Origin of the sequence: Salibacterium qingdaonense (assembly GCF_900114715.1) — a bacterium.
GTDB classification, from domain to species: Bacteria; Bacillota; Bacilli; order Bacillales; family Marinococcaceae; genus Salibacterium; species Salibacterium qingdaonense.
On sequence record NZ_FOTY01000013.1, the window covers coordinates 40,900 to 63,464 of the forward strand.

At 48.1% G+C, this 22,565-nt stretch carries 27 protein-coding genes and 1 other annotated feature; all 27 genes read left to right on the forward strand.

Translation table 11 applies throughout. The features are described from left to right. Window positions 1-274 precede the first annotated feature (274 nt). Window positions 275-1,030, forward strand: a complete 756-nt coding sequence (locus BM058_RS10990; RefSeq protein ID WP_090927094.1) for a prepilin peptidase — start codon at window positions 275-277, stop codon at window positions 1,028-1,030. A gap of 48 nt (window positions 1,031-1,078) precedes the next feature. Then, the gene (gene pilM, locus BM058_RS10995) at window positions 1,079-2,062 is read left to right on the forward strand and encodes a type IV pilus biogenesis protein PilM (protein ID WP_090927095.1); all 984 of its coding nucleotides are present in this window, start codon (window positions 1,079-1,081) and stop codon (window positions 2,060-2,062) included. A gap of 32 nt (window positions 2,063-2,094) precedes the next feature. Beyond that, window positions 2,095-2,688, forward strand: coding sequence for a hypothetical protein (locus tag BM058_RS11000; protein WP_090927096.1), 594 nt, complete (start codon window positions 2,095-2,097; stop codon window positions 2,686-2,688). Then, entirely contained in the window at window positions 2,666-3,445 is a 780-nt protein-coding gene (locus BM058_RS11005) for a hypothetical protein (RefSeq protein ID WP_177195523.1), read from the forward strand. The genes BM058_RS11000 and BM058_RS11005 overlap by 23 nt, the downstream gene beginning before the upstream one ends. A 151-nt stretch (window positions 3,446-3,596) precedes the next feature. Further along, a complete protein-coding gene (locus BM058_RS11010) occupies window positions 3,597-4,550 on the forward strand; it encodes a hypothetical protein (protein ID WP_090927098.1) in 954 nt (317 codons plus the stop codon). A 104-nt stretch (window positions 4,551-4,654) separates the two neighbouring features. Continuing rightward, window positions 4,655-5,239, forward strand: coding sequence for a Maf family protein (locus BM058_RS11015; RefSeq protein WP_090927099.1), 585 nt, complete (start codon window positions 4,655-4,657; stop codon window positions 5,237-5,239). Window positions 5,240-5,277: 38 nt separating this feature from the next. Continuing rightward, entirely contained in the window at window positions 5,278-5,949 is a 672-nt protein-coding gene (gene radC / locus BM058_RS11020; RefSeq protein ID WP_090927134.1) for a RadC family protein, read from the forward strand. A 250-nt stretch (window positions 5,950-6,199) separates the two neighbouring features. Then, a complete protein-coding gene (locus tag BM058_RS11025) occupies window positions 6,200-7,243 on the forward strand; it encodes a rod shape-determining protein (protein ID WP_090927100.1) in 1,044 nt (347 codons plus the stop codon). A gap of 14 nt (window positions 7,244-7,257) precedes the next feature. Next, window positions 7,258-8,202 carry a rod shape-determining protein MreC gene (mreC, locus tag BM058_RS11030; protein ID WP_090927101.1) on the forward strand — a complete coding sequence of 315 codons (945 nt, stop codon included), beginning with the start codon at window positions 7,258-7,260 and terminating at the stop codon, window positions 8,200-8,202. Then, entirely contained in the window at window positions 8,199-8,723 is a 525-nt protein-coding gene (mreD, locus tag BM058_RS11035; protein ID WP_090927102.1) for a rod shape-determining protein MreD, read from the forward strand. Before mreC ends, mreD begins: the two co-directional genes overlap by 4 nt. 107 nt (window positions 8,724-8,830) lie before the next feature. Further along, complete coding sequence (minC, locus tag BM058_RS11040; protein ID WP_177195524.1) at window positions 8,831-9,517, forward strand: septum site-determining protein MinC; 687 nt, start codon at window positions 8,831-8,833, stop codon at window positions 9,515-9,517. Window positions 9,518-9,552: 35 nt separating this feature from the next. Beyond that, window positions 9,553-10,350: a septum site-determining protein MinD gene (gene minD, locus BM058_RS11045; RefSeq protein WP_090927104.1), complete on the forward strand. Its 798-nt coding sequence runs from the start codon at window positions 9,553-9,555 to the stop codon at window positions 10,348-10,350. Window positions 10,351-11,027: 677 nt separating this feature from the next. Further along, window positions 11,028-11,195 carry a hypothetical protein gene (locus tag BM058_RS18275; RefSeq protein WP_177195525.1) on the forward strand — a complete coding sequence of 56 codons (168 nt, stop codon included), beginning with the start codon at window positions 11,028-11,030 and terminating at the stop codon, window positions 11,193-11,195. 226 nt (window positions 11,196-11,421) lie between these two features. After that, entirely contained in the window at window positions 11,422-11,781 is a 360-nt protein-coding gene (locus BM058_RS11050) for an ArsR/SmtB family transcription factor (RefSeq protein ID WP_090927105.1), read from the forward strand. Window positions 11,782-11,796: 15 nt separating this feature from the next. Beyond that, a complete protein-coding gene (locus BM058_RS11055) occupies window positions 11,797-13,128 on the forward strand; it encodes an arsenic transporter (protein WP_090927106.1) in 1,332 nt (443 codons plus the stop codon). A 12-nt stretch (window positions 13,129-13,140) separates the two neighbouring features. Beyond that, window positions 13,141-13,551 (forward strand): arsenate reductase (thioredoxin), encoded by a 411-nt coding sequence (arsC, locus tag BM058_RS11060; RefSeq protein ID WP_090927107.1) that lies wholly within the window; start codon window positions 13,141-13,143, stop codon window positions 13,549-13,551. A gap of 211 nt (window positions 13,552-13,762) precedes the next feature. After that, the gene (locus BM058_RS11065; protein ID WP_090927108.1) at window positions 13,763-14,548 is read left to right on the forward strand and encodes a peptidoglycan DD-metalloendopeptidase family protein; all 786 of its coding nucleotides are present in this window, start codon (window positions 13,763-13,765) and stop codon (window positions 14,546-14,548) included. Continuing rightward, window positions 14,541-15,446 (forward strand): M50 family metallopeptidase, encoded by a 906-nt coding sequence (locus BM058_RS11070; RefSeq protein ID WP_090927109.1) that lies wholly within the window; start codon window positions 14,541-14,543, stop codon window positions 15,444-15,446. Before BM058_RS11065 ends, BM058_RS11070 begins: the two co-directional genes overlap by 8 nt. Further along, a complete protein-coding gene (locus BM058_RS11075; protein ID WP_177195526.1) occupies window positions 15,412-16,920 on the forward strand; it encodes an Rne/Rng family ribonuclease in 1,509 nt (502 codons plus the stop codon). The genes BM058_RS11070 and BM058_RS11075 overlap by 35 nt, the downstream gene beginning before the upstream one ends. A gap of 51 nt (window positions 16,921-16,971) precedes the next feature. Further along, window positions 16,972-17,045: a sequence feature (ribosomal protein L21 leader region), on the forward strand. An 11-nt stretch (window positions 17,046-17,056) separates the two neighbouring features. Beyond that, a complete protein-coding gene (rplU, locus tag BM058_RS11080) occupies window positions 17,057-17,365 on the forward strand; it encodes a 50S ribosomal protein L21 (protein ID WP_090927111.1) in 309 nt (102 codons plus the stop codon). A 12-nt stretch (window positions 17,366-17,377) separates the two neighbouring features. After that, window positions 17,378-17,707, forward strand: a complete 330-nt coding sequence (locus tag BM058_RS11085; protein ID WP_090927112.1) for a ribosomal-processing cysteine protease Prp — start codon at window positions 17,378-17,380, stop codon at window positions 17,705-17,707. A gap of 18 nt (window positions 17,708-17,725) precedes the next feature. Then, a complete protein-coding gene (gene rpmA / locus BM058_RS11090) occupies window positions 17,726-18,028 on the forward strand; it encodes a 50S ribosomal protein L27 (RefSeq protein WP_090927135.1) in 303 nt (100 codons plus the stop codon). A gap of 44 nt (window positions 18,029-18,072) precedes the next feature. Beyond that, window positions 18,073-18,207, forward strand: a complete 135-nt coding sequence (locus tag BM058_RS18750) for a hypothetical protein (protein WP_281244694.1) — start codon at window positions 18,073-18,075, stop codon at window positions 18,205-18,207. A gap of 227 nt (window positions 18,208-18,434) precedes the next feature. After that, a complete protein-coding gene (locus BM058_RS11095; protein WP_090927113.1) occupies window positions 18,435-19,178 on the forward strand; it encodes an MBL fold metallo-hydrolase in 744 nt (247 codons plus the stop codon). A gap of 390 nt (window positions 19,179-19,568) precedes the next feature. Beyond that, on the forward strand, window positions 19,569-20,633 hold the full coding sequence (locus BM058_RS11105; RefSeq protein ID WP_090927136.1) for a PstS family phosphate ABC transporter substrate-binding protein: 1,065 nt from the start codon (window positions 19,569-19,571) through the stop codon (window positions 20,631-20,633). Window positions 20,634-20,709: 76 nt separating this feature from the next. Further along, the gene (gene pstC, locus BM058_RS11110) at window positions 20,710-21,648 is read left to right on the forward strand and encodes a phosphate ABC transporter permease subunit PstC (RefSeq protein ID WP_090927115.1); all 939 of its coding nucleotides are present in this window, start codon (window positions 20,710-20,712) and stop codon (window positions 21,646-21,648) included. Next, a complete protein-coding gene (gene pstA / locus BM058_RS11115; RefSeq protein WP_090927116.1) occupies window positions 21,648-22,556 on the forward strand; it encodes a phosphate ABC transporter permease PstA in 909 nt (302 codons plus the stop codon). Before pstC ends, pstA begins: the two co-directional genes overlap by 1 nt. Window positions 22,557-22,565: the final 9 nt, after the last annotated feature.

Consider the following 22,565-nt stretch of genomic DNA (forward strand, 5'->3'; position numbering starts at 1 on the left):
GAAAGTGAAGGTTAGACGGGATCTAAGGGTTACATTTGGGGCAGGCGGGAGAAGAAGTGAATCTTAGAGCAGGGCTGAGCGTCACTTTCGGCTTCTTCGACATCCATTGTGCACCTTAGAGCCGGCATCGAAGCATAATCGACGCAGATTCGAAACATATCGCTTCTTAAGCGCTTGCCGCAGCGCTCTTATTTTCAAACATTTCTACCTCTGCTGTCCGGTGTGTGGTAAAATGGACGCAGGATTGTGAAAAAGGTCGGAGAGTGGAGAAATAATGGACTACGTTTGGCTCGTTTACATAAGCATCGCAGGGCTGGTGCTCGGTTCGTTTTTCAATGTGGTTGGCACGAGAATTCCGCAGGGGGCGTCGATAGTCCGGCCGCGGTCGCACTGTCCGTCCTGCGGTACTACGCTGCAGGCGCCGGATCTTTTTCCGGTGTTTTCCTATCTCTTTTTAAAAGGAAGGTGCCGGTACTGCCGCACCAGGATACCGGCGTTTTATCCGGTGATGGAAGCTGTTTCCGGCATTCTTTTTGCCGCGGCCTGGCTGCGTTGGGGCGCGGCATGGGAAACAGCGGCGGCACTGCTCTTGCTGTCGCTTCTTTTGATTATTACGGTGAGCGACTGGACGTCGATGCTCATTCCGGATAAGATTCTTCTGTTTTTTCTGCCGTTCATCGCGGTTCTCCGATGGAGTACAGTACCGCTCCACTCGTGGTGGGACCCTCTTGCGGGAGCGGCGCTCGGTTTTTCACTGCTTCTTTTGATTGCGGTCGTCAGTAAAGGCGGCATGGGAGGAGGCGACATCAAGCTGTTCGCGCTGCTCGGGTTCTTTTTCGGCTGGCAGCAGCTGCTTCTTGCCTTTTTCCTGTCCGTTGCCGCCGGCGCTGTTCTCGGGGGCTTCGGTCTTCTGACCGGGGCGGTGAAACGGGGGGTTCCGATGCCGTTTGGACCTTTTATTGCAGCCGGCAGTGTTCTTACGCTTTTTTTCGGAGAGGGTCTTTTAGCATGGTATACCGGATTTCTGTAACATCGAATCTGCGGGGAGGACCCGGTTTTTAACTGGAGGAACTTTTTTATGACGTTGTTTCAACGTAAGAAAGACAAGCGTAACGCGCTTATCATCAAAGATCACGTCATCCGGTACATAAGAGCCCGGAAGCCGGATCTGGATGACGTCGAAGTCATGGAAGAGCGTTATCTTCCGCCGGGAGTCATCCAGGAAGGCCGGGTGAAGGATGAGGAAACGCTCCGACAGATTCTAAAGGAGTGCGCCGATCTTTGGGACCTTCAAAGGAAGCCGGTGCAGTATTGTGTGCCGGATGCTTTTGTCGTAGCGAGAGAAGTTTCGCTTCCGGAAGAGGTCGGTAAAGACGAAATCAGTGCTTACCTGTACATGGAAGTCGGGGACAGCATCGCGGTACCGTTTGATGATCCGGTGTTCGATTACGTATACGTACCAAAGAGCCATGATGTCATTTTGCTCGTTGCCCCGCGGGGACCAGTGGAAACATATGCCGGACTGCTTGAATCCCTCAACTGCCGCCCGAATGCCGCAGATATTTCGTCCCTTTGTTTTTACAGGGCGCTCGAGATGTCTGAGGCAGTGGATCAGAACGCTCATACGCTGATCGTGCTTGTTGATCTCTATGCCGTCAACATCAGCATTTTTCACGAGGGCAGACCGCTTTTTATCAGCAGGATGTCTTTGGAGGCGGGAGAAGAGGACTGGTCGATACAGACGGGGCGTTTTCGTTCCTATCAACCAGTCTGGAACGGAAATCCAAAGACGCTGCAGCAGCAGGCAGTTACAGCGGCAGAAGAAGTGGAGCGGATCATGAACTTCTACCGGTATTCCATGAAACGCGGCGAAAAAGGGGTTGATGGTATTTTCACAGGAGGAGACCATCCCTTTCTGGAACGGTGGACCGACACGCTCGCCGGGCGTCTGGATATTCCGGTGAAAAAGGCCGGTGCCGCCAGGATTACGGCGGGGCAGGAAGAGGTTCCGATGCGTTATTACGAGAATGCGGGACTTGTTCTTAAACAAAACATACGATAAAGCAGCACAGTACAGACAGGGAGGGGCCGGTTATGTCAGCAGATATCAACCTGCTTCCGGAAAAAGAAAAACGTGATGTCACGTGGATCATGCTGGCAGGCGTCCTGCTCGTTTTGTTCCTCGCTTTGTTCCTGTTTTTTCAGATTGCTGAAAACAGGCAGCGGCAGGAGATAACGGAATTGAATTCGAGGCAGCAGGAGCTCACCGAAGCTCTGGAAGAAGAAACGGACAGCGAAGGGAAAGAAGCGCAGATTCAGGCCCACCGGAGTACGCTGGATGAACTGAAAAACACGGTGGTCCCAGCTTCACCGGTGATCCGTGCCGTGGCGCGTGCGCTGCCGTCCGATGGTTATATTCAGGCCTTTGATTATGCTTATCCTTCCACGCTGACGGTGACAGTGGAATTAAATGAAGTGAATCAGTCTGCGGATATGCAGTATGCGCTTGGGGAAGCCGCTGTTTTTGAAGATGTCACGATGGAGGCGCTGAACGCTTACAGTCCCTCAGGCGGAAATACAGAAACGACGCAGACGCCGGATAATCAGCTCCCCCGGTATGAAGCAGTGTACGAAATGAGTGTGACCGGCATTGCGGTCCGGGAGGATGGTGAAGCTGTTGCGGATTGATATGGAAAAGCGGCACTGGATCATGACTGTCTGTGCCCTGTTTCTCCTGCTCGTGTTTGCCGTGTTTCAGTATAATAACGGCTTACGGCCGCTCACAACGGAACAGGAGCGGCTGCAGGAGAATATCCAGACGGCAGAAGCGCAGCTGGAGGACCAAACTTCCGGTACAGACTCCGGTCAATATGATGAGTCGGTTCTTTTCCGAGGTCTGCAGCAGCTGCCCCTCAAGCCGCGGATAGAAGAATTTCTACTGGTTCTCGATCAGGCGGAAGAACGGTCGGGAAGTTACATTATGAGCGCAGAACAGCTCGACCCCGGCAGCGCACCTGCAAATGAAACAGAGACGGATCAGGATCAGGAGCAGGAGACAGCTGGCAGCACAGAACAGCCGGAAACCGAAAGCGGCGGTGCGGTGGAAGAAGAACAGAATCAGAACCTGGAACAAGCATCTTCGTCCATGTATGAGGAGACCGATACAGAGGTGCTTACGTATCACGTGCGCGTTCGTACACCGGAGTATGCCAACTTGATTCAGTTTGTAGAAGCAGTCGGCAATAGCAGCAGAGTCCTTAACATGGATTCCATCTCGTTTCAGGGACGGGAGGAAATAGTACGGGAAGATCAGGAAAGACAGCCGCTTGTCATTGATCTTACTGTTACCATTTTTTATTATGCAGGGAACTCACAGACACTTGAGGGCCTTCCGCCATCATCTACACTTGAAGAACCGGATGGAAATGACAATCCTATCCGCTGATCCGATGTTCAGTGACATTCTTTTCAGGAACGGGACGACAAGTCTCCCGTTCTTTTTTATTGCCGGTATGCTACAGTTATGGCACTCCCGGCACACAGACTTTCACCGGGAAATATAATGATGCCCGGCACAGGGTGAGAAGGAGGATGTCATGAAAAAGGACAAGCCTGGTTTTTCTCTGAAGATCAACGGAACAAACGTAAATGAAACAAAAAATACCGAGCCGCCGCGTGAAGAATCAACTCCTGAGATCCGGGACTGGAAGGCTCGGAGACACATGGAAGAGGCTGCTGCAGCAGTCGGTACAAAACAGAGAAAGCGTCCACGTCTTCCTCTTGGAACCAATCGCAAAAAGCGAAACCCCCGCCGGCCGGCTGCGAATAAAATATTTCAGCCTCCCATGTATTTTATTTCATTGACAGCAGGTGCTGCTGTGCTCGGATTAATTTTCGGCGTCATGCTGCTTCAATTTGTATCTGCCGGAGACTCTTCAACCGGTGCAGAACCGAAAGCGGATCCTCCTGGAATTACAGCCGATTTCAATGATTCTTTAACAGCTTACTTTATTCAGGCCGGCGCTTTCACAAAGAAGAGCAAAGGGATCGAAATGCAGCAGTCCCTTACCAGTGAAGGGTACCCCGGGATTTTGACGTATGACGGGGAATACTATTATTTATTTACAGGTGTCCACCTGCAGCAAAAAAAGTCAGATGAGCGTGTATCATTTTTTGAGGATAAAGGGATACAAGTTTTTCAAAAGACAAGAACGATCCGTGATCCCGAACCACTGGAAGGAAAGAAAGAATATCAGAAACAGCTGATCAGGGTGAAAGAACTGCTGGAGCAAGCGGTGGATAGAGAAAATGGTTCAACTGGAGAAGGTACTGTACGTGAAGCGTTCTCAGATTTTCTTTCTGAAGCATCATTACCGGAGGGCGGTACTAATACCAAACTGAAGGAATCGATTCAGGGTATGGAAACCGAGTGGCCGGAAAAAGGGGAAACTTCTGCTGCTTTCCAGGAAGCATTCATCGAAACGGTACTGTATTATGAACAGGCTGTTTATGAGTTTAACGGAACCGAAGCAGAAGAAGAAAAATCATAAAAAGGAGGAAAATATTTCTTGATGTTTTCCCGGTTGTTTGGTACACTTTTTTAACCACTGATATAATGCACTTAATATTGCATAAAAAAGGTGGTACTCCCTTCATGTCTTCTCTTATCCTTGCATCAAAGTCCCCACGCAGAAGTGAACTATTACAGAAGGCGGGCTATACATTTACCGTCCGCCAGGCCGAAGGGCCGGAAACGCTTCCCGGCGGATCAGCGCCGGAAGAAGCGGTGCAGCAGCTTGCCCGCCGGAAAGCCGAAGAAGTACTGGAACATTATCCGGATTCCGTCGTACTTGCTGCTGACACCATGATTTCTCTGGACGGCCGCATTCTCGGTAAACCTGTATCCAAAGAAGACGCCCGGCGTACACTGGAGGCGCTTTCTGGAAGAACTCACGAGGTTTATACCGGGGCAGCGGTTTTTACAAAACGCAGGAAGTCTGTGTTTTTCGTGAAAACCGAGGTTCGTTTCTGCCCGCTGGATACAGACTTGATTCAATCCTATCTTGCTACAGCTGAACCATATGACAAAGCTGGTTCCTACGCTGTGCAGGGACAGGGATCTTTGTTTGTGGAAGCAGTTCAAGGAGATTTTTACAATGTCATGGGTCTTCCTGTATCCCGTCTCAGCAGAGAACTGAGATTGTTTCACATTGTCCCGTCCTTTCCCCCCACTTATTGAATAAAAAAGGAGAGCGAGCTTTGCATTCATCCTCAGTTATGATCAAAGATGTCCCTTTTTCTGAACGCCCCCGTGAGAAAATGGCCAAATTCGGAGCGGAACAGCTTTCTAATCAGGAACTCCTCGCTGTTTTGATCCGAAGCGGTACCAAAGAGGAATCTGTTCTTCAGTTATCCCAGCGTGTCTTGTATGACTTTGACGGGCTGCTCATGCTCAAAGAGGCAACTGTTGAAGAATTACAGACCATCAAAGGTATTGGTCTGGCAAAAGCGCTTGAACTGCGGGCAGCTATTGAGCTCGGACGGCGCATCTATACGTATCATGAAGAAGAACGCTGGGTGATCCGGTCACCAGAAGACGTATCCGGTCTCGTGATGGAAGAGATGCGCTTTTTGACGCAGGAACATTTTGTTATTCTGTGTCTGAACACGAAAAACCAGGTGATTCACAGACAGACGCTGTTTATCGGAAGTTTGAATTCGAGCATTGTTCATCCCCGTGAAGTTTTTAAGGAAGCGCTGCGCCGGTCTGCAGCTGCTGTGATCTGCATTCACAATCATCCTTCAGGCGATCCAGATCCAAGCCGGGAAGACATTGATGTAACAAAACGGCTGATTGAAGCCGGCCAAATTCTTGGTATTGATGTGCTGGATCATATCATTATCGGTGACCGCCGCTTTACAAGCCTGAAAGAAAAAGGTTGTGTGTAGCGGATGTCTTTTGACTCTTGTTGAACCAAAATCTATCTTATACACTATAGAATGCTTGAAGTTATTGTGATGAGCCGTGTAAAATTTGTGAAAGAAAATGGAAAGTCTATGTTTTTCATGATGTTTTCAGTATAATGACATATAGCGGCACAGCTTCAGCACGGCCGCTTGTATAATGATAAATGAACCGCCGGGGACGTGCTCTGGTGTTACGGGATACAGCTTGTGAAGGATGAAGGGAGATACATAGATGTTTGGAGGCTTTTCAAAAGATCTTGGAATTGACTTGGGAACGGCGAACACCCTTGTATATGTTAAAGGTAAAGGAGTTGTCGTGAGGGAGCCGTCTGTTGTCGCTATGCGGACCGATACCAATACGATAGAAGCAGTCGGCAACGATGCCAAAAATATGATCGGCCGGACTCCCGGTAATATTGTGGCGGTCCGCCCGATGAAAGACGGTGTTATCGCCGATTTTGACACGACTGCCACCATGATGAAATATTTTATTCAGCAGGCGCAGCGCAGCCGCTCTATTTTCACCAGGAAGCCCAATGTCATGGTCTGTGTTCCGTCCGGAATTACTGCCGTAGAAAAACGGGCGGTGGAAGACGCAACAAAACAAGCAGGGGCAAGAGAAGCTTATACGATTGAAGAACCATTTGCTTCGGCTATCGGAGCCGATCTTCCGGTCTGGGAACCGACCGGAAGCATGATCGTCGACATTGGCGGAGGAACAACGGAAGTAGCGATTATTTCACTCGGGGGAATTGTGACAAGCCAATCCATCCGGGTTGCCGGCGATGAAATGGATGAGTCCATTATCCAATACATTAAGAAAACGTATAACTTGATGATTGGAGAGCGAACGGCGGAAACCTTGAAGATGGAAATCGGGTCTGCCGGATCGTTCGAAGGCATAGACAATCTTGATATACGCGGAAGAGATCTTGTTTCCGGACTTCCGAAAACGATATCGGTCTCCGCCGAAGAAATCTCCACGTCTTTGGCTGATACTGTTCACGCGATTGTAGAGACTGTCAAAAGCACGCTGGAACAGACGCCGCCCGAACTCTCCGCTGATATTATGGATAGAGGGATTGTGCTGACCGGGGGCGGGGCCATACTCCGTAATATGGACAAAGTTCTCAGTGACGAAACGAATATGCCTGTGCTGGTCGCCGAGGAACCGCTCGACTGTGTCGCGCTCGGTACGGGAAGAGCGCTTGAAAATCTGCATCTTTTCCGGTCGAAGGCGGGAATAACCGCTAGATCCAGCCGGGAAACCTTATAAGAAGGTGAACCGGTATGCCGCACTTTTTTTCCAACAAACGACTCATTCTGCTCATGGTCAGTATCATCGTGCTTGTATCCTTAATCGGTTTTTCGACGAGGAACAATGAAACGATAACCTGGCCGGAGAAATTTCTAAGGGATACGACTGGTGTGGTTCAATCATTGGTAAGCAGACCCGCTCATATGACAGCGGGTTTCTTTGGGAATGTGGCGGACATATTTAACGTTTATGAAGAAAACCAGATGCTGAAATCCCGTATGGAGGAATTTGCCTCTCTTTCAGCTGAACTGGAAACGGTCAAACAGGAAAATGCCACCTTGAGAGAAATGATTGATTCAGAAAGCAGTCTGAATGATTATACGACACGTACCGCGCTTGTCATCCACCGTAGTCCCGACAAGTGGACGGATATGATAGGAATCAATAAGGGCAGTCAAAACGGTGTATCAAAGAACATGGCCGTAGTAACATCGGAAGGACTTATAGGGAAAGTGAAGACGACTTCGGAGTTTACTTCCTCTGTCCAGCTTCTTTCGGACGACAGCCGCACCAATCGTGTTTCGGCTATGGTTGCCACAGACGGCGAACCTGTGTATGCTTTTATCGAAGGCTGGAATGAGGAAGAAGAAGGGCTGATGCTTCGTAAAATCCAGTCAGATGCTGAAATAAAAGAAGGGCAGCAGGTCATAACGTCAGGACTTGGCGGCCTATTTCCGAGAGGGCTTGCCATAGGGACCATCACTTCCCTTGAGCCTGATGAATTCGGGTTGAGTTATAATGCACTCGTTGAACCTGCTGCGGATTATTACAACCTCGAACAGGTCAATGTCATTGAACGGACGAGTGAAACATTGGATGATACGATTCAACAGAATACAAACGAAGAAAATGAAGAAGACGAAGAAGAACCGGTGGAAGTAGAGGATCCCGATGCTGGTGGAGGAGGCTCATCATGATACGATTTGCGCTTCCTTTCTTTATTTTTCTGTTGTTTCTGATGGAAGGTACGTTGTTTCAGATTTTCGTCCCACCTTCGCCGGACCGGGAATTTTATCTTGTGCCCAGATTCGTACTGATTGCTGTAGTGTTGACTTCCATCTACCGGGGCGCAGGAAGCGGTGTACTGATCGGCGCGGGGTTCGGTCTGCTGTATGACATTGTCTACACCGATATTATTGGGATTTATATGTTTAGTATGGGCTTTACGGCCTATATCAGTGCTTTCACATACCGCTCGGTCCGTACTAGTTTCCTGTGGCCCGTTTTAATCATCATTTCAGCGATATTTGTACTGGAGTGGATGACATATGGCCTTCATTACATTATTGGAGGAACGGACCTTTTGTTTGAAGAGTTTTTCATGATGAGGGCCCTCCCCTCCCTGATTATGAATGGAATAACGGCGCTGCTGCTTATTTATCCGTTCCAGCGTCTGTTCACCAGAATAAGGGAAACAGAAGAATTGCAGCACTGGTAAATAAATCTCAATGTTTGAGAAGGAAAAAACGGCAGTGATGTGGAAGGAATAATAATCGAGCCATGAATGAAAGAATGTTCATGGTTTGTGTTTCAGAGGTGGAGCATATGAAATCAGGACCCCCGAAAAACCTTGTTACCATTAAAGGAACAAAAGACGGTCTGACAATCATGATGGATGACCGCTGCTCGTTTGATGAGTTAAAAACAGAGCTGCAGGAAAAGATCGAAAAAGATAAACAGGTGTTCGGTCATGGTCCCGAAGTGGAGGTAACGGTAGACACCGGATACCGTTATGTAGGGACCAGTGAACAGGAAGAGATTATAAGTCTCCTGAAAGAGGCGGAATCGATAAGAATAAAAGAATTCCGCTCGGAGGTAATCAGCCGGGAAGAAGCAGAGCGTCTGCGGGAAGAGGAATCCTTGACTTCGATTACCCGCATCGTTCGTTCCGGACAGGTGATTTCTGTCCGTGGAGACGTACTGCTTCTTGGGGACGTTAATCCCGGCGGGGCGGTGGAAGCAACCGGAAATGTATATATACTGGGAACCTTGAAGGGCACCGCCCGTGCTGGACTGGAAGGCAACACGGGAGCTGTCGTATGTGCCTCGGTCATGGAGCCTACCCAGATTTCGGTATCAGACGTATTGTTTTACGCCCCCGATCGTTATGAAAAAAAACAACGGCAGAGACCTATGTTTGATGAACCCGTCTTTGCTTACATAGAAGCGCCGGATAATCAAATATCATTTGAAAAAACCAGACTGTTAACACAATTTCAAAACAAGTTATAAGCAGCACGCGTGCATGTCTGGAAGGAGGAATTGCAGTGGGAGAGGCAATTGTAATTACATCCGGTAAAGGCGGTGTCGGGAAGACAACGACATCGGCTAATATTGGCACAGCCTTGGCTCTGCAGGGAAAACATATATGTTTAATCGATACGGATATCGGTCTGCGCAACCTGGATGTTGTCATGGGGCTTGAGAACCGTATTATTTATGATCTTGTTGATGCAGCAGAAGGAAGGTGCCGGGTACAGCAGGCTTTAATCAGGGATAAGAGGTTTGACTGCCTTCATTTACTGCCGGCAGCGCAGACAAAGGACAAAAGTGCATTGAATCCTGAGCAGATGAAACAGATCGTGGAAGAACTCAAGCCGGACTATGATTATATTATTATTGACTGCCCGGCCGGGATAGAACAGGGATACAAAAACGCTGTTTCCGGTGCGGACCAGGCCGTGGTTGTTACTACTCCGGATACTTCTGCGGTAAGGGACGCCGACCGGATTATCGGACTTCTTGAGCAGGAACAGACAGGTTCGCCGAAACTTGTCATCAACAGAGTCCGCAGTCATATGTCCAGCCGGGGGGAGATGCTTGATGTGGACGATGTTGTATCCACTCTGGCTGTAGATCTGCTTGGTATGATTGTGGATGATGAAGAAGTCATCAAGGCAGGTCATCAAGGGGAACCGATTGCGATGAACCCCAAAAGCCGGGCATCCATCGGGTACCGTAACATTGCAAGGCGCATTCTCGGCGAGTCGGTTCCTTTAATGTCCATTGAAGAGAAGAAAGGTTTCTTTTCCAGACTCAAAGGAATGCTTGGGTTAAAAGCTTAAACACAGGGGGCTGTATCAAAGGATACAGCTCCCTTTTTGTAATAAAGAAAATGTAATCACGGGCAGGAGCGGAAGGCGGCGGCGCCATTTCAGCAGTTCGCCGGCTAAAACCGGTCACGTCCTGTGACGGGCGCCGGTCCTGGAACATCCTGTTCGTTGAAGCATCAGCCGTAGATCCCTATCATCGAGTTGTGGGTGGACACTATCATTGAAAAATAAGAAGGTAGTATCCATGGATCTCTCTTTTGTGGACACTGGGTTACTATCATCAGGATTTAGTGTCTACCGGTAAAAATCAATGGAAACTAATAGCCGGTGGAAAAGTTCCAGTGTCCGCGACTATTACCTTCATGGAAACTATGTATGCTGTTAGGCGGCTTAGTATCCACGGAGTTGCTGCGGTACGGAACCATCGCAGCCCCGCTCCAGATGCCGGTTCTTTTTTATCTGTCATGCTCCATGAACAGATTTACTTCTTTCCTGCATCCATGCTATAGTAAAATCAAAACTATTCCAATCCAATCAGGATACCGATGCCGCTTATTTCCCTACCCTTTATTACTGGTATCTATTATCGATTTTCCATAGGCTTTACTTCGTACTATCACGGACTATCCGGTTAAAAAAAGAGGAACCGGTCATAATGAAAAGAGACAGGTGAAGGAGGGAAAACAAAAATGAAAGCGGACTTCGATTATTTGTCGGCCGAAGAGAAAAGAAAAATCGAAGACCTCGAAGAAAAAGTCCAGCATACGGAAAATGATCAATTATTAAAGCGATATACCACAGAGATGACCATCCTCTATGAAAAAGCAAGGGTTCGTAAAGATACAAAGCAGTCCTGAAAAAGCACGGATGCCTTATATAAAGCCCCGCACGCAGACATCGTGCGGGGCTTTTAAGATGTGGTGGGAACGTACACACAGCAGCGTCGATAGGGCCTGGGCCGGACATCCCCGCATATCGTATTCAAGAGCATATGAATAGAGAGAATCCATATTGACATATAAGCATATTTTTATATAATGATATATATCACTACATAGGAAGACGAAGGAAAGGAGCAGATAGATGAAGACCATCCCGGAAGTGCCGATTGAAACAACTGCACCGGTTCTCAAGCTGCTTGGGGATAAGACGAGACTGACGATGACAGCGCTCTTATTGGAACGGGAGTGCTGTGTCTGTGAATTCACTGACATCTTTAACATGAGTCAGCCTTCCATCAGCCAGCATCTCCGGAAATTAAGAGATGCTGGGGTTGTCCTTGAAACAAGGCGCGGGCAGTGGGTGTTTTATGCTCTGAACACAGATCATGACATGTACCCGCTTATTGAAAGCATATTATACAGAATGCCCTCGCAAAAAGAAAAGCTGGACGAATTAGAGAAGAATGGGAACCATGTTGTTTGGTGTGATACGAGTCGTTAAGGAGTTTTTTGGAATATGAATGAGATTGTTACAGCTGTACTTATATTTTTGGTTACACTGGTTCTTGTCATCTGGCAGCCGAAAGGGCTGTCGATCGGCTGGTCTGCCATATTTGGTGCGGTGCTTGCCTTACTTGCCGGTGTGGTCTCTTTTCAGGATGTCGGAGATGTTGCAGGCATTGTCTGGAACGCGACGCTGACTTTTGTCGCTATTATCATTATTTCTTTAATACTGGATGAAATCGGGTTTTTCGAATGGGCTGCTCTTCACATGGCCCGGATTGCCAATGGAAGCGGCTTGAAAATGTTTGTGTATGTATCGCTTCTCGGAGCAGTTGTGGCAGCATTGTTTGCCAATGACGGCGCAGCGCTGATATTAACGCCGATTGTACTGGCGATGGTACGGGCCCTTCGGTTTGAAGAAGCAATGGTGCTCCCATTTGTTATGGCAAGTGGCTTCATTGCTGATACGACGAGTCTTCCGTTCATTGTGAGCAACCTGGTCAATATTGTATCCGCCGACTTTTTCGGTATCGGTTTCGCAGAGTACGCCTCGCGCATGATTGTGCCGAATCTGTTTGCCCTTACCGCAAGCATTATCGTGCTGTATCTGTACTTCCGAAAAAAAATCCCCAAATCCTATAACATGGAGGATCTGCGCCGCCCGGCTGATGCGATTCAGGATTTGAAAATGTTCCGCCTGTCGTGGCTGGTGCTTGCACTGCTCCTTACGGGTTATTTTGTCAGCGAATTTATTCCGTGGACGAATCCTGTGACGGGAGAAACCGAGGCGTTTCCGGTGTCGTTTGTTTCCGGCGTTATTGCGATTTTCTTTCTTCTTATGGCCCGGCGCAGCAAAGCGGTGGAGACGAAGTCTGTCATGAAAGGGGCCCCCTGGGAAATTGTGGTTTTCTCCCTCGGGATGTATGTGGTTGTGTACGGCCTGCGTAACGTCGGCCTGACTGATGCGCTTGCCTCCGGACTCCAGGCTGCGGCTGATCAGGGAATGTTTGCCGGCACGATGGTTACCGGATTTGCTGCAGCATTTTTATCCTCGATTATGAACAACATGCCGACCGTTATGATTAATGCGCTCGCTATTTCCGAGACAGAAACGATGGGAACACTCCGTGAAGCGCTGATTTATGCGAATGTAATCGGATCTGACCTTGGACCGAAAATTACACCGATCGGTTCGCTTGCTACCCTTCTCTGGCTCCATGTCCTTTGGACGAAAGGAGTCAAAATCAGCTGGGGCTATTATTTTAAAGTTGGTATAGTCATAACGATTCCGACACTGTTTATTACACTCACCGGTCTGTACATATGGCTGTTGATTATTAGTTAAAGGAGAATAAGAATGGCAAAAACAATGTATTTTCTCTGTACCGGCAATTCCTGCCGGAGCCAGATGGCGGAAGGATTCGGGAAAAAATATCTGCCGGACTGGAATGTTTACTCCGCCGGAATTGAAGCTCACGGTGTGAACCCAAAAGCAGTGGAAGTGATGAAGGAAACCGGGATCGATATGTCCGAGCATTCCTCGGACAAAATCGATATGGAACTCCTGCAACATGCCGATATGGTAGTGACGCTGTGCGGCCACGCCAACGACGTCTGCCCGGCCGTTCCACCGCACGTCAAACGGGAACACTGGGGTTTTGATGACCCGGCTCACGCGGAAGGGACCGAAGAAGAGAAATGGGCGGTATTTCAGCGCGTCCGTGACGAAATCGGGGAGTGTATCCGAAGGTTTGCCGTAGAAGAATAAAAAAGAGACAGGAACATAAGGCAATAATGATGGAGCAAAAAGGTTTCGATGATCGAATCAGGATCATCGAAACTTTTTTTGTCGGACGCAGCCGAATTTCTGTTATCCAGGGGATCCCATGCTTTTCCTATAATATCCTCCCGACTTTTTCATATAATGACGACAGAAGAAAAAAGAGAACAAGCTGTCTGATGGAAAAAGGGGGAGGAAGATGGACAGAAATATTCAGAAAGTACGCAGGCAGGTTCAGCAAAAACGACGCAGGAGAGCTGCTTCAAACGAGCGCGGACCGGCTTATGGATATTATCCGAGCCATAGTGATACACCTTATCATGAACCGGAGTTTTATGTATGGCAGAAACAGGAGAAACAACAGGAGCCGCGCAGGAAGCAAAGAGGAGTCTGGGTGCTGCAGAGCTTTCTGGCGGCGATGGTGTTCCTTTTAACCGGCATTCTGTTTCAGTCGGCCCATCCTGCGTTTCAGGGAGCAAAACAGTTTGTGGAAAGCTCCTTTCAGGAAGAATTCCCGTTTGCTTCGGTGACGGCCTGGTATGAAGAACGATTTGGTAGTCCGGTGGCATTCCTGCCGGATACGGGGGAGGAAACAAACACAGCTTCTTCAGATCCTTCACCGAAAGAAACAAACCAGGCCGCCGTTCCGGTATCGGGAACAGTAACAGAGAGTTTTTCGGAAAATGGAAAAGGATTGGTGTTGGAAACAGGCAGCGGCAGTGAGATAGAAGCGGTTAACGGAGGATTGGTGATTCACACGGGACCGCACGAAGATTGGGATCTTGCTGTTGGTGTGCAGCATTATGAGGGAGGAGAATCCTGGTATGGTCTTCTCGATAAGGTGGATGTGAAACTGTATGACCATGTGGCCGGAGGTGATGTGCTTGGGAAGGTGGAAGCCGGAGAGGGAAGCGGCAGGTATGCACTGGCGGTGAAACAGGATGGACGTTACGTCGACCCGATGGATGTGATTGCTGTTGATTAAACAGCTTCGTCTCCTACACATTCATCCGTTGTTCTGGGTGATGGCGGGAACAGCTGTATTGACGGGGTATTTCTATGATATTCTGCTTCTTTTCACGATCATCCTGATCCACGAACTTGGACATGCCGCCGCCGCTCTTCATTTCCAGTGGAGGATACGGAGAATATCGCTGCTTCCTTTCGGAGGAATGATGGAGACCGATGAATACGGAACCCGCCCACTCCGTGAAGAGACTGTGGTAGCACTATCCGGTCCTCTTGTGCATCTCCCGCTTGTCATTCTTTCTTACTCCCTTCAGGGCGCCGCTTTCTGGGGAAGCGCTGACCATGCCTTATTCATGCACTACAATATATCCATATTCTGTTTCAATATGCTGCCGATCCACCCGCTTGACGGCGGCAGATTGTTGTTCTGCCTCTATGCCGGACGTATTCCGTTTTATCAGGCGCAGCGAAATACAATGATAACATCCGGTGCTGTGCTTGCCGGATGCATCGTCCTTACCGCTCTTTACATTCCCATGCACGTACAGGCCTGGCTGATTGCCTCCTTTTTTGTAATGATACACATAAAAGAATGGAAGCAGCTTCCTTATCGTTTTTACCGGTTCTTAATCAGAAAAACAGAGGAACCACGTTCAGAGTATTGCGGTGAAAGTAATAATATATCCTGGCAGCGGCGGCCGGTAGATGCTGCGAAGCTGATTCACAGGCACGGAGAAGCTGCCTTTTATATTGTGGAAAATGGACAAACCTTATCTGAATCTTATATCCTTGAAACAATCACAAAAAAAAGAAGGGGTATGGAAACCCTGAAACATATTCTCGCAAGAAATGGAAAAAACGAAGAGAGGCACAATATTTATGATCGATATCTTTTTGAATACATCGACAACTGAACGAAGAGCGGCCTTGCAGGAAAATGGCAGGGTTACGGAAATTTTTGTAGAACGCCCCGATGAGAACCGGATTGCAGGCAATATTTATAAAGGACGTGTGAAAGATGTCCTGCCCGGCATGCAGGCAGCGTTTGTCGATATCGGGAGGGAGAAAAACGGGTTTTTGTACCGTGATGAACTGGCTGGGTATAAACAGAAAAAAGAACCGCTCGAAGAAAAGGAAAATCGGAGTATATCCGAGTTTATTACACAAGGCCAGACTGTGCTGGTGCAGGTGCTGAAAGAAGAGTTTGGAAAGAAAGGAGCCAAACTGACGGAAAACGTGTCCCTGTCCGGAAAGTATACCGTATACCTTCCAGAAGGCGGTTACACAGGTATCTCAAAAAAAATGCAGGAAGAGAACCGGGAAGGGTGGCGAAGCTGGGCGGCGGAACAGCTGAACGAGGAAGAAGGGGTGATCATACGAACGATTTGTGAGCAGCTCGACGTTGATATTGTTGCCGCAGATATCGATTACCTCCGCGAGGATTGGAAGGAGATTCTCTCCCTTGCCGATCAAACGCGTACTCCGGGTTTGGTTTTGAAGGACGGCGGTATCGTAGAACAGCTGCTGCGTGATTATTCCATGGACGATATTCATCAGATTACAGCTGATTACTTTCCCGTTGTCCAGCAGTTGAAACGGATGCTTCGCTTTGAGGAAAGAGACACAAAAAAGGTAGCCTATTATCAAGGAAGAGAAAATCTTTTTGCCGCAAAAGGAATTGAAAAAGAAGTAGAAAAAGCGTTAAAGCCCAATGTCTGGCTGAAAAACGGTGGATTTCTAGTCATAGAAAAAACAGAAGCTCTCACGGTGATTGATGTAAATACAGGCCGATACACCGGTGGAACGGATTTGATGGAAACAGTCCGTCGTACGAACCTTGAAGCTGCCGCCGAGATTGCCGTTCAATTAAGGTTGCGTGATATTTCGGGCATCGTCATTATTGATTTCATCGATATGAAAAAGGAATCCCATAAGGAAGAAGTAATAGGGGAATTAAAACAGGCTTTGAAAAAGGACAGAACGACAACAAATGTAACTGGTATGAGTACGCTTGGACTGGTGGAAATGACCCGCAAAAAAGTGAGAAGAGGCGTCGAAGATCTTCTTTTGGAACCATGCAGCGGCTGCCGCGGAACGGGGCGCCGTATCTCGGCGGAAACTCTTGCTTACCAGGCAGAACGTTATATCCATGAATGCCGCGGTATGGAATCCGAAGCTCTGGTTATCGAAATGCCGAAACGAGTACATGACTGGCTGCATGCAGAAGGTTCTTTCCTGCTTGAAACATGGACTTCCCGCTATTCATTTGTCATTTACACGATCCCCGGTGATGAAAAAAGCAGTATAACCATTCGTTACACAGGGATTGAAACGGAGGCCAGAAGAAGAAAAGAAGCATTGGAAAAACAGGCACCAGCGCGTCATTGACACGGTTTCAAGGCTGTGATAAGATGTCCTTTGTTAGTTGTTTGGCTGGCACCCAAACTTCAACCGCACACGCGCAGGTCTCAAGTCCGGAAACGGCACCTGTGCTGGCGAGTCTAAGTCATAGGAGGTGCAGAAGATGTACGCTATTATCGAAACCGGCGGCAAGCAGGTCAAAGTGGAAGAAGGCCAGGAGGTCTACGTAGAAAAAGTGGACGCTTCCGAAGGGGAAGAAGTCACTTTTGACAATGTTATTTTTGTCGGCGGCGGTGAAGTGAAAACCGGTTCTCCATATGTAGATGGTGCGAAAGTTTCGGCAAAAGTGCAAAAGCATGGACGCCAGAAAAAAATCACTGTCTTTAAAATGAAGAAAAGAAAAGGTTACCGCCGTAAGCAGGGTCACCGTCAACCGTATACGAAAGTTATTATCGACAAGATCGAAGCATAAGGCCGGTATGCCATGATAGAAATCAAGGTGGACCGGAATGAAAATGGGAAAATAGATGCTTTTTCGATGTCCGGACACGCAGAAAGCGGGCCGTACGGCTATGATTTGGTATGTGCCGGTGCTTCTGCCGTCTCATTCGGAGCAGTAAATGCTGTAGATGAAGTGTGCGGAGTGGATTTGGATGTCGAACTGGCTGATGAAGGCGGATGGCTTTTCTGCAGGGTGCCCCGGGGGCTTGCAAAACAGACCGGCAGAGAAGTTCAGCTGTTGCTGGAAGGTATGCTCATTTCCCTTCAGACAATTGCCGAACAGTACGGTGATTATATACACATTTCAGACTGACAGGAGGTGAGAAACATGATGCTGAATTTGGATCTTCAATTTTTCGCCCAGAAAAAAGGTGTCGGAAGTACGAAGAACGGCCGTGACTCCATAGCGAAACGCCTCGGCGTGAAGCGTGCTGATGGACAGCAGGTAACCGGCGGTTCCATTCTCGTACGCCAGCGCGGTACGAGCATCCACCCTGGTGAGAACGTAGGTATCGGCGGTGACGATACTCTTTTCTCCAAAGTGGACGGTGTTGTGAAATTTGAACGCCGCGGTAAAAAGAAAAAACAGGTGAGCGTTTACGCAAGCGAATCAAAAGAAATGCAGGAAGCGTAACTATCTGTGAAAAGCGTCCCGTTTTTACGGGGCGCTTTTTTTGTGTGATGTTGGAGGATGTATCAAACGCATTGTATTCCGATTCGGTGCGTCTTATCGTCCATTATCTATTCACCGGACGCCTGAAGTGGTCGATAGACTTGTTCTATGAGCTGTTTGACAACCACAGCAGCAGTTGAATGGTTTCTGAACAACCGTTATGAACTACTTTTGCTTTGAACTTCTCCGCAAACGGCTGGTACATGCTGCCTATCGATTGTTACTCCCGCATACCGTCTGGACAATGGAGAACCGCGGATTATCCCAATCAAGAAGAAAACGGGAAGGAAGCAGAAAATATCTTTCCATTTTTGAAGGTTCGGGTTTATACTGAATGCAGAAATGAAAAGGAAAGGCGGGAAACAATATGAAAGTCACGGTTATTGGATATTGGCACGCATTTCCGGAAGCAGGAGAAGCCGCCTCCGGCTATTTAATAGAAGAAGGGAACTTTCGAGTACTTATTGACTGCGGCAGCGGAGTGATTTCCCAGCTGCAGCAGTACAGTGATCTTGAAGACATCGATGCAGTTATTATTTCTCATTATCATAATGATCACATCGGGGATATTGGAGCTTTCCATTATTTTCGTCTGCTGCAGCCGGTCATTTCCGACAAACCGCAGCAGCCTGTGACTATTTACGGGCATAAAGAAGACCCGGCAGGATTTGAACATTTGTCTTTTAAAAATACTATCACCACGGAAGCTTATACAGCGGATAGCCCGCTTGAAGCCGGTCCTTTCACATTTACATTTTTCAAAACAATCCACCCGGTACCTTGCTATGCCATGAAGATTCAAACGGAAACCGCTGTTCTTTTTTACTCGGCCGATACCGCCTTTTCTACCGAACTGGCTCATGCCGCTTCCGGAGCCGATCTTTTGATCGCGGAGTCGACCGCATACAAAGGTGAAGACGGTGCAGCGTTTGGTCACATGACAAGTGAAGAAGCCGGACAAATGGCCGGGCTTGCCAAAGTTCCCCACCTTCTTCTTACCCATCTCCCGCATTTTGGTGATCATGAGCAAATGATAGGAGAGGCGAAGAATGAATGTCCCGATACAAAAGTTGAAAAAGCCTCCTCCGGCTGGAGTAAAACGTTATCCTAAAGCAGAAGCTGTCCTTTCAAAGGGCAGCTTTTTTTAGGATGATGAAAATCATACCTTATATTTTCCCGCCCCGGTTTCAAAAAGGCCGGGGTACCTGCACAGGAAAAGGCATCGCTCACGCTTATGTTGATAAACAAATACCTAGAAAAATTATTATCATAAAAAAGAGATTGAAAAGCAGGGGGGATGAGAAAGACTGTCATAACAGTGTTGTACACACGAAGCGACAAATGCTGACTCCGTTCTTTACATTTCTTCATGTATGTTTACACAATCTTTACATCAGCACCACGTGTTCTTAATCTTCATTTCTTATACTTGCACTTGTGAGTGGGGAGAGACAAGCTCCTTATCCATTTAAACAAGAAAAAGGAGGAAGTGCTTTTGAGTATGAAAAAAGTATGGCTGTTTATCGCGCTTGCTGCAATTGTTGCATTCGCGGCAGCATGTGGTGGAGGTTCATCTGAAGAGTCCGAGGGATCAGGAAACGGTGAATCGACCGAAGAAACCTCCGGTGGAGACGGCAGTTCTGAAGAAGCATCTTCAGGCGAAGGCAGTTCCGAAGGATCTTCTTCCGGCAGCGGTGAAGAAATATCCGGAGAAGTAGCAATTGACGGTTCTTCCACTGTATTTCCAATCATGGAAGCAGTTTCTGAAGAATATACAACCGAGCATTCTAACGTTCAGGCACCGGTTGGTGTTTCCGGTTCCGGCGGCGGATTTGAGAAATTTATTGCAGGAGAAACCGATTTGAGTAACGCTTCCCGTGAAATTGCGGACGAAGAAGCGTCCGCTCTTGAAGAGAACGGCATCAGCTACTTTGAAATGACTCTTGCTTACGATGGTATTTCCGTTGTGGTCAATCAGCAGAACGACTTCATTGATCATCTTACAGTAGAAGAACTGAAGCAGATCTGGGTTGACGGCGGTGCAGAAACTTGGAGTGACGTCCGCAGTGAATGGCCTGATAAGCAGATTCAGCGATTCAGCCCGGGCACAGATTCCGGTACGTATGATTACTTCCATGAAACCATCCTTGAAGGTGACGACATTAACCGTAACGCTCAGCTGTCCGAAGACGACAACGTACTCGTACAGGGCGTTCAGGGAAGCCCGAACGGTATCGCTTACTTCGGGTACGCGTATTACGCTGAAAACCAGGACAGCCTGAAAGTGGTTCCGATTGACAATGGCGACGGTCCGGTTGAACCAAGTGAAGAAACAATCAACGACGGTTCCTACGCACCGCTTTCCCGTCCGTTGTTCACGTATGTAAAGGAATCATCCCTTCAGGAGCCGCAGGTACTTGACTACGTACAGTTCCTGAATGAGAATGCCGGCGATCTTGCACTTGAAGTTGGATACGTCAACGCTTCTGAAGAAGTGTATCAGGAAAATGCGACAAAGATTGAAGAAGCAGCGGGCTCCGGTTCCGGTTCTGGTTCAGGAGAATAGCTCAGGCCAAAAGGTAAGATGCCTGCATCTTACCTTTTGTCTACGTTTATGGAGTTAGACAGAAAGGGGATGCACGATGTCAGACAATGAGCGGCCATCTATCCGTAAAATGATAGAAGATAAAGCTTCACAAAAAGGGGCAACCAATGCAGCTGAAAAGACCATGCCGAAGTTGTTTCTTATATGTGCCATTATTTCTATATTAACAACGTTCGGGATCGTCTTGACTCTGCTTTTCGAAACAGTAACGTTTTTTTCCGAAGTGTCGATTGTTGAATTTCTAACAAGTTCCGAGTGGTATCCGATGTTTTCCGATCCGGATTACGGTATCAGACCGCTTCTGCTTGGGACATTTACAGTAGCCGCTATTGCTATGGTTGTAGCAATACCGGTTGGACTGGCGGTAGCCATTTATTTGAGTGAGTATGCGAGTGATAAGAAAAGACGAACAATCAAACCAATTCTTGAGGTATTGGCCGGTATTCCCACTATAGTGTACGGTTTTTTTGCTTTGACCTTTGTAACGCCGGTATTGCAGTCTGTTATACCCGGACTGGCCATATACAATGCATTAAGCCCGGGACTTGTGATGGGAATTATGATTATACCAATGGTGGCATCTCTGTCTGAGGACGCCATGAGTGCCGTGCCCCAATCGATGAGAGAAGGGGCTTTTGCACTTGGAGCCACCCGGCTTGAGGTGTCGCTTAAAGTAGTGTTTCCCGCTGCATTATCAGGCATTATAGCTTCTTTTGTCCTGTCTATATCCAGAGCCATCGGTGAAACAATGATTGTGACGGTTGCCGGCGGCGGAAGTCCGGCGCAGGGTTTTGATATCACGTCCTCCATGCAGACGATGACCGCTTATATCGTACAGATGAGCCTCGGGGACGCCGGGTTCGGTACGACCGTATATTACAGCATTTATGCAGTCGGCATGACATTGTTTATATTTACACTGGTCATGAATATTCTTGCCCAGTTTATTTCGAAGCGATTCAGGGAGGAATACTGATGAAGGAAGTTAGCCAGGAAAACACATCGGGGACACCAACAGAATATTTATCAGCACCATCCAACCTTCCGAAAAGAGAATGGAAAAACCGGTTATTTAGAACGATATTTGCAACGGCAGTTATTTTCAGTCTGCTGATGCTGCTTATTCTTATTATTCGGATTATCACTCAAGGAATTGGCTCCATTGATTGGCAGCTCTTTACTAATTTTGCTTCCAGGCATCCGGACGAAGCAGGTTTAAAGGCACCGCTTATCGGAACCATCTGGATGATGGCATTGACCGGTCCGATTTCTTTTGTACTCGGGGTCGGCACAGCGATATATCTGGAAGAATACGCGAAGCCGAACCGCTTCACAACGCTGATCCAGACGAATATTTCCAACCTCGCCGGCGTACCGTCTGTTGTTTTCGGACTGCTCGGCCTTACGCTGTTCGTTCGTGAATTGTCGATGGGGCGCAGTCTTATTGCAGGGGCGCTGACGATGTCGCTTCTTATACTGCCGATTATCGTTGTATCTTCACAGGAGGCCCTCCGCGCCGTTCCGGCTGAATTGAAACAGGCTTCCTACGCGATGGGGGCGACAACGTGGCAGACGATATTCAAGGTTGTACTGCCGGCTTCGGTACCGGGCATTTTAACGGGTACTATTCTCGCTCTTTCACGGGCGATTGGAGAGACAGCTCCACTCATCATGATCGGAGCTCTGACGTACATCGCCTTTCTGCCCGAGAGTATTATGTCTCAGTTTACCGTCATGCCTATCCAGATCTTTAACTGGACAAACCGCCCGCAGGAAGAATTCCACATGGTAGCCGCAGCTGGAATCATTGTTCTTCTGGTTATGCTGCTTGTGATGAATTCCATTGCCGTATGGATACGGAATAAATTTCAACGTCGATTCTAAATTTTAAAA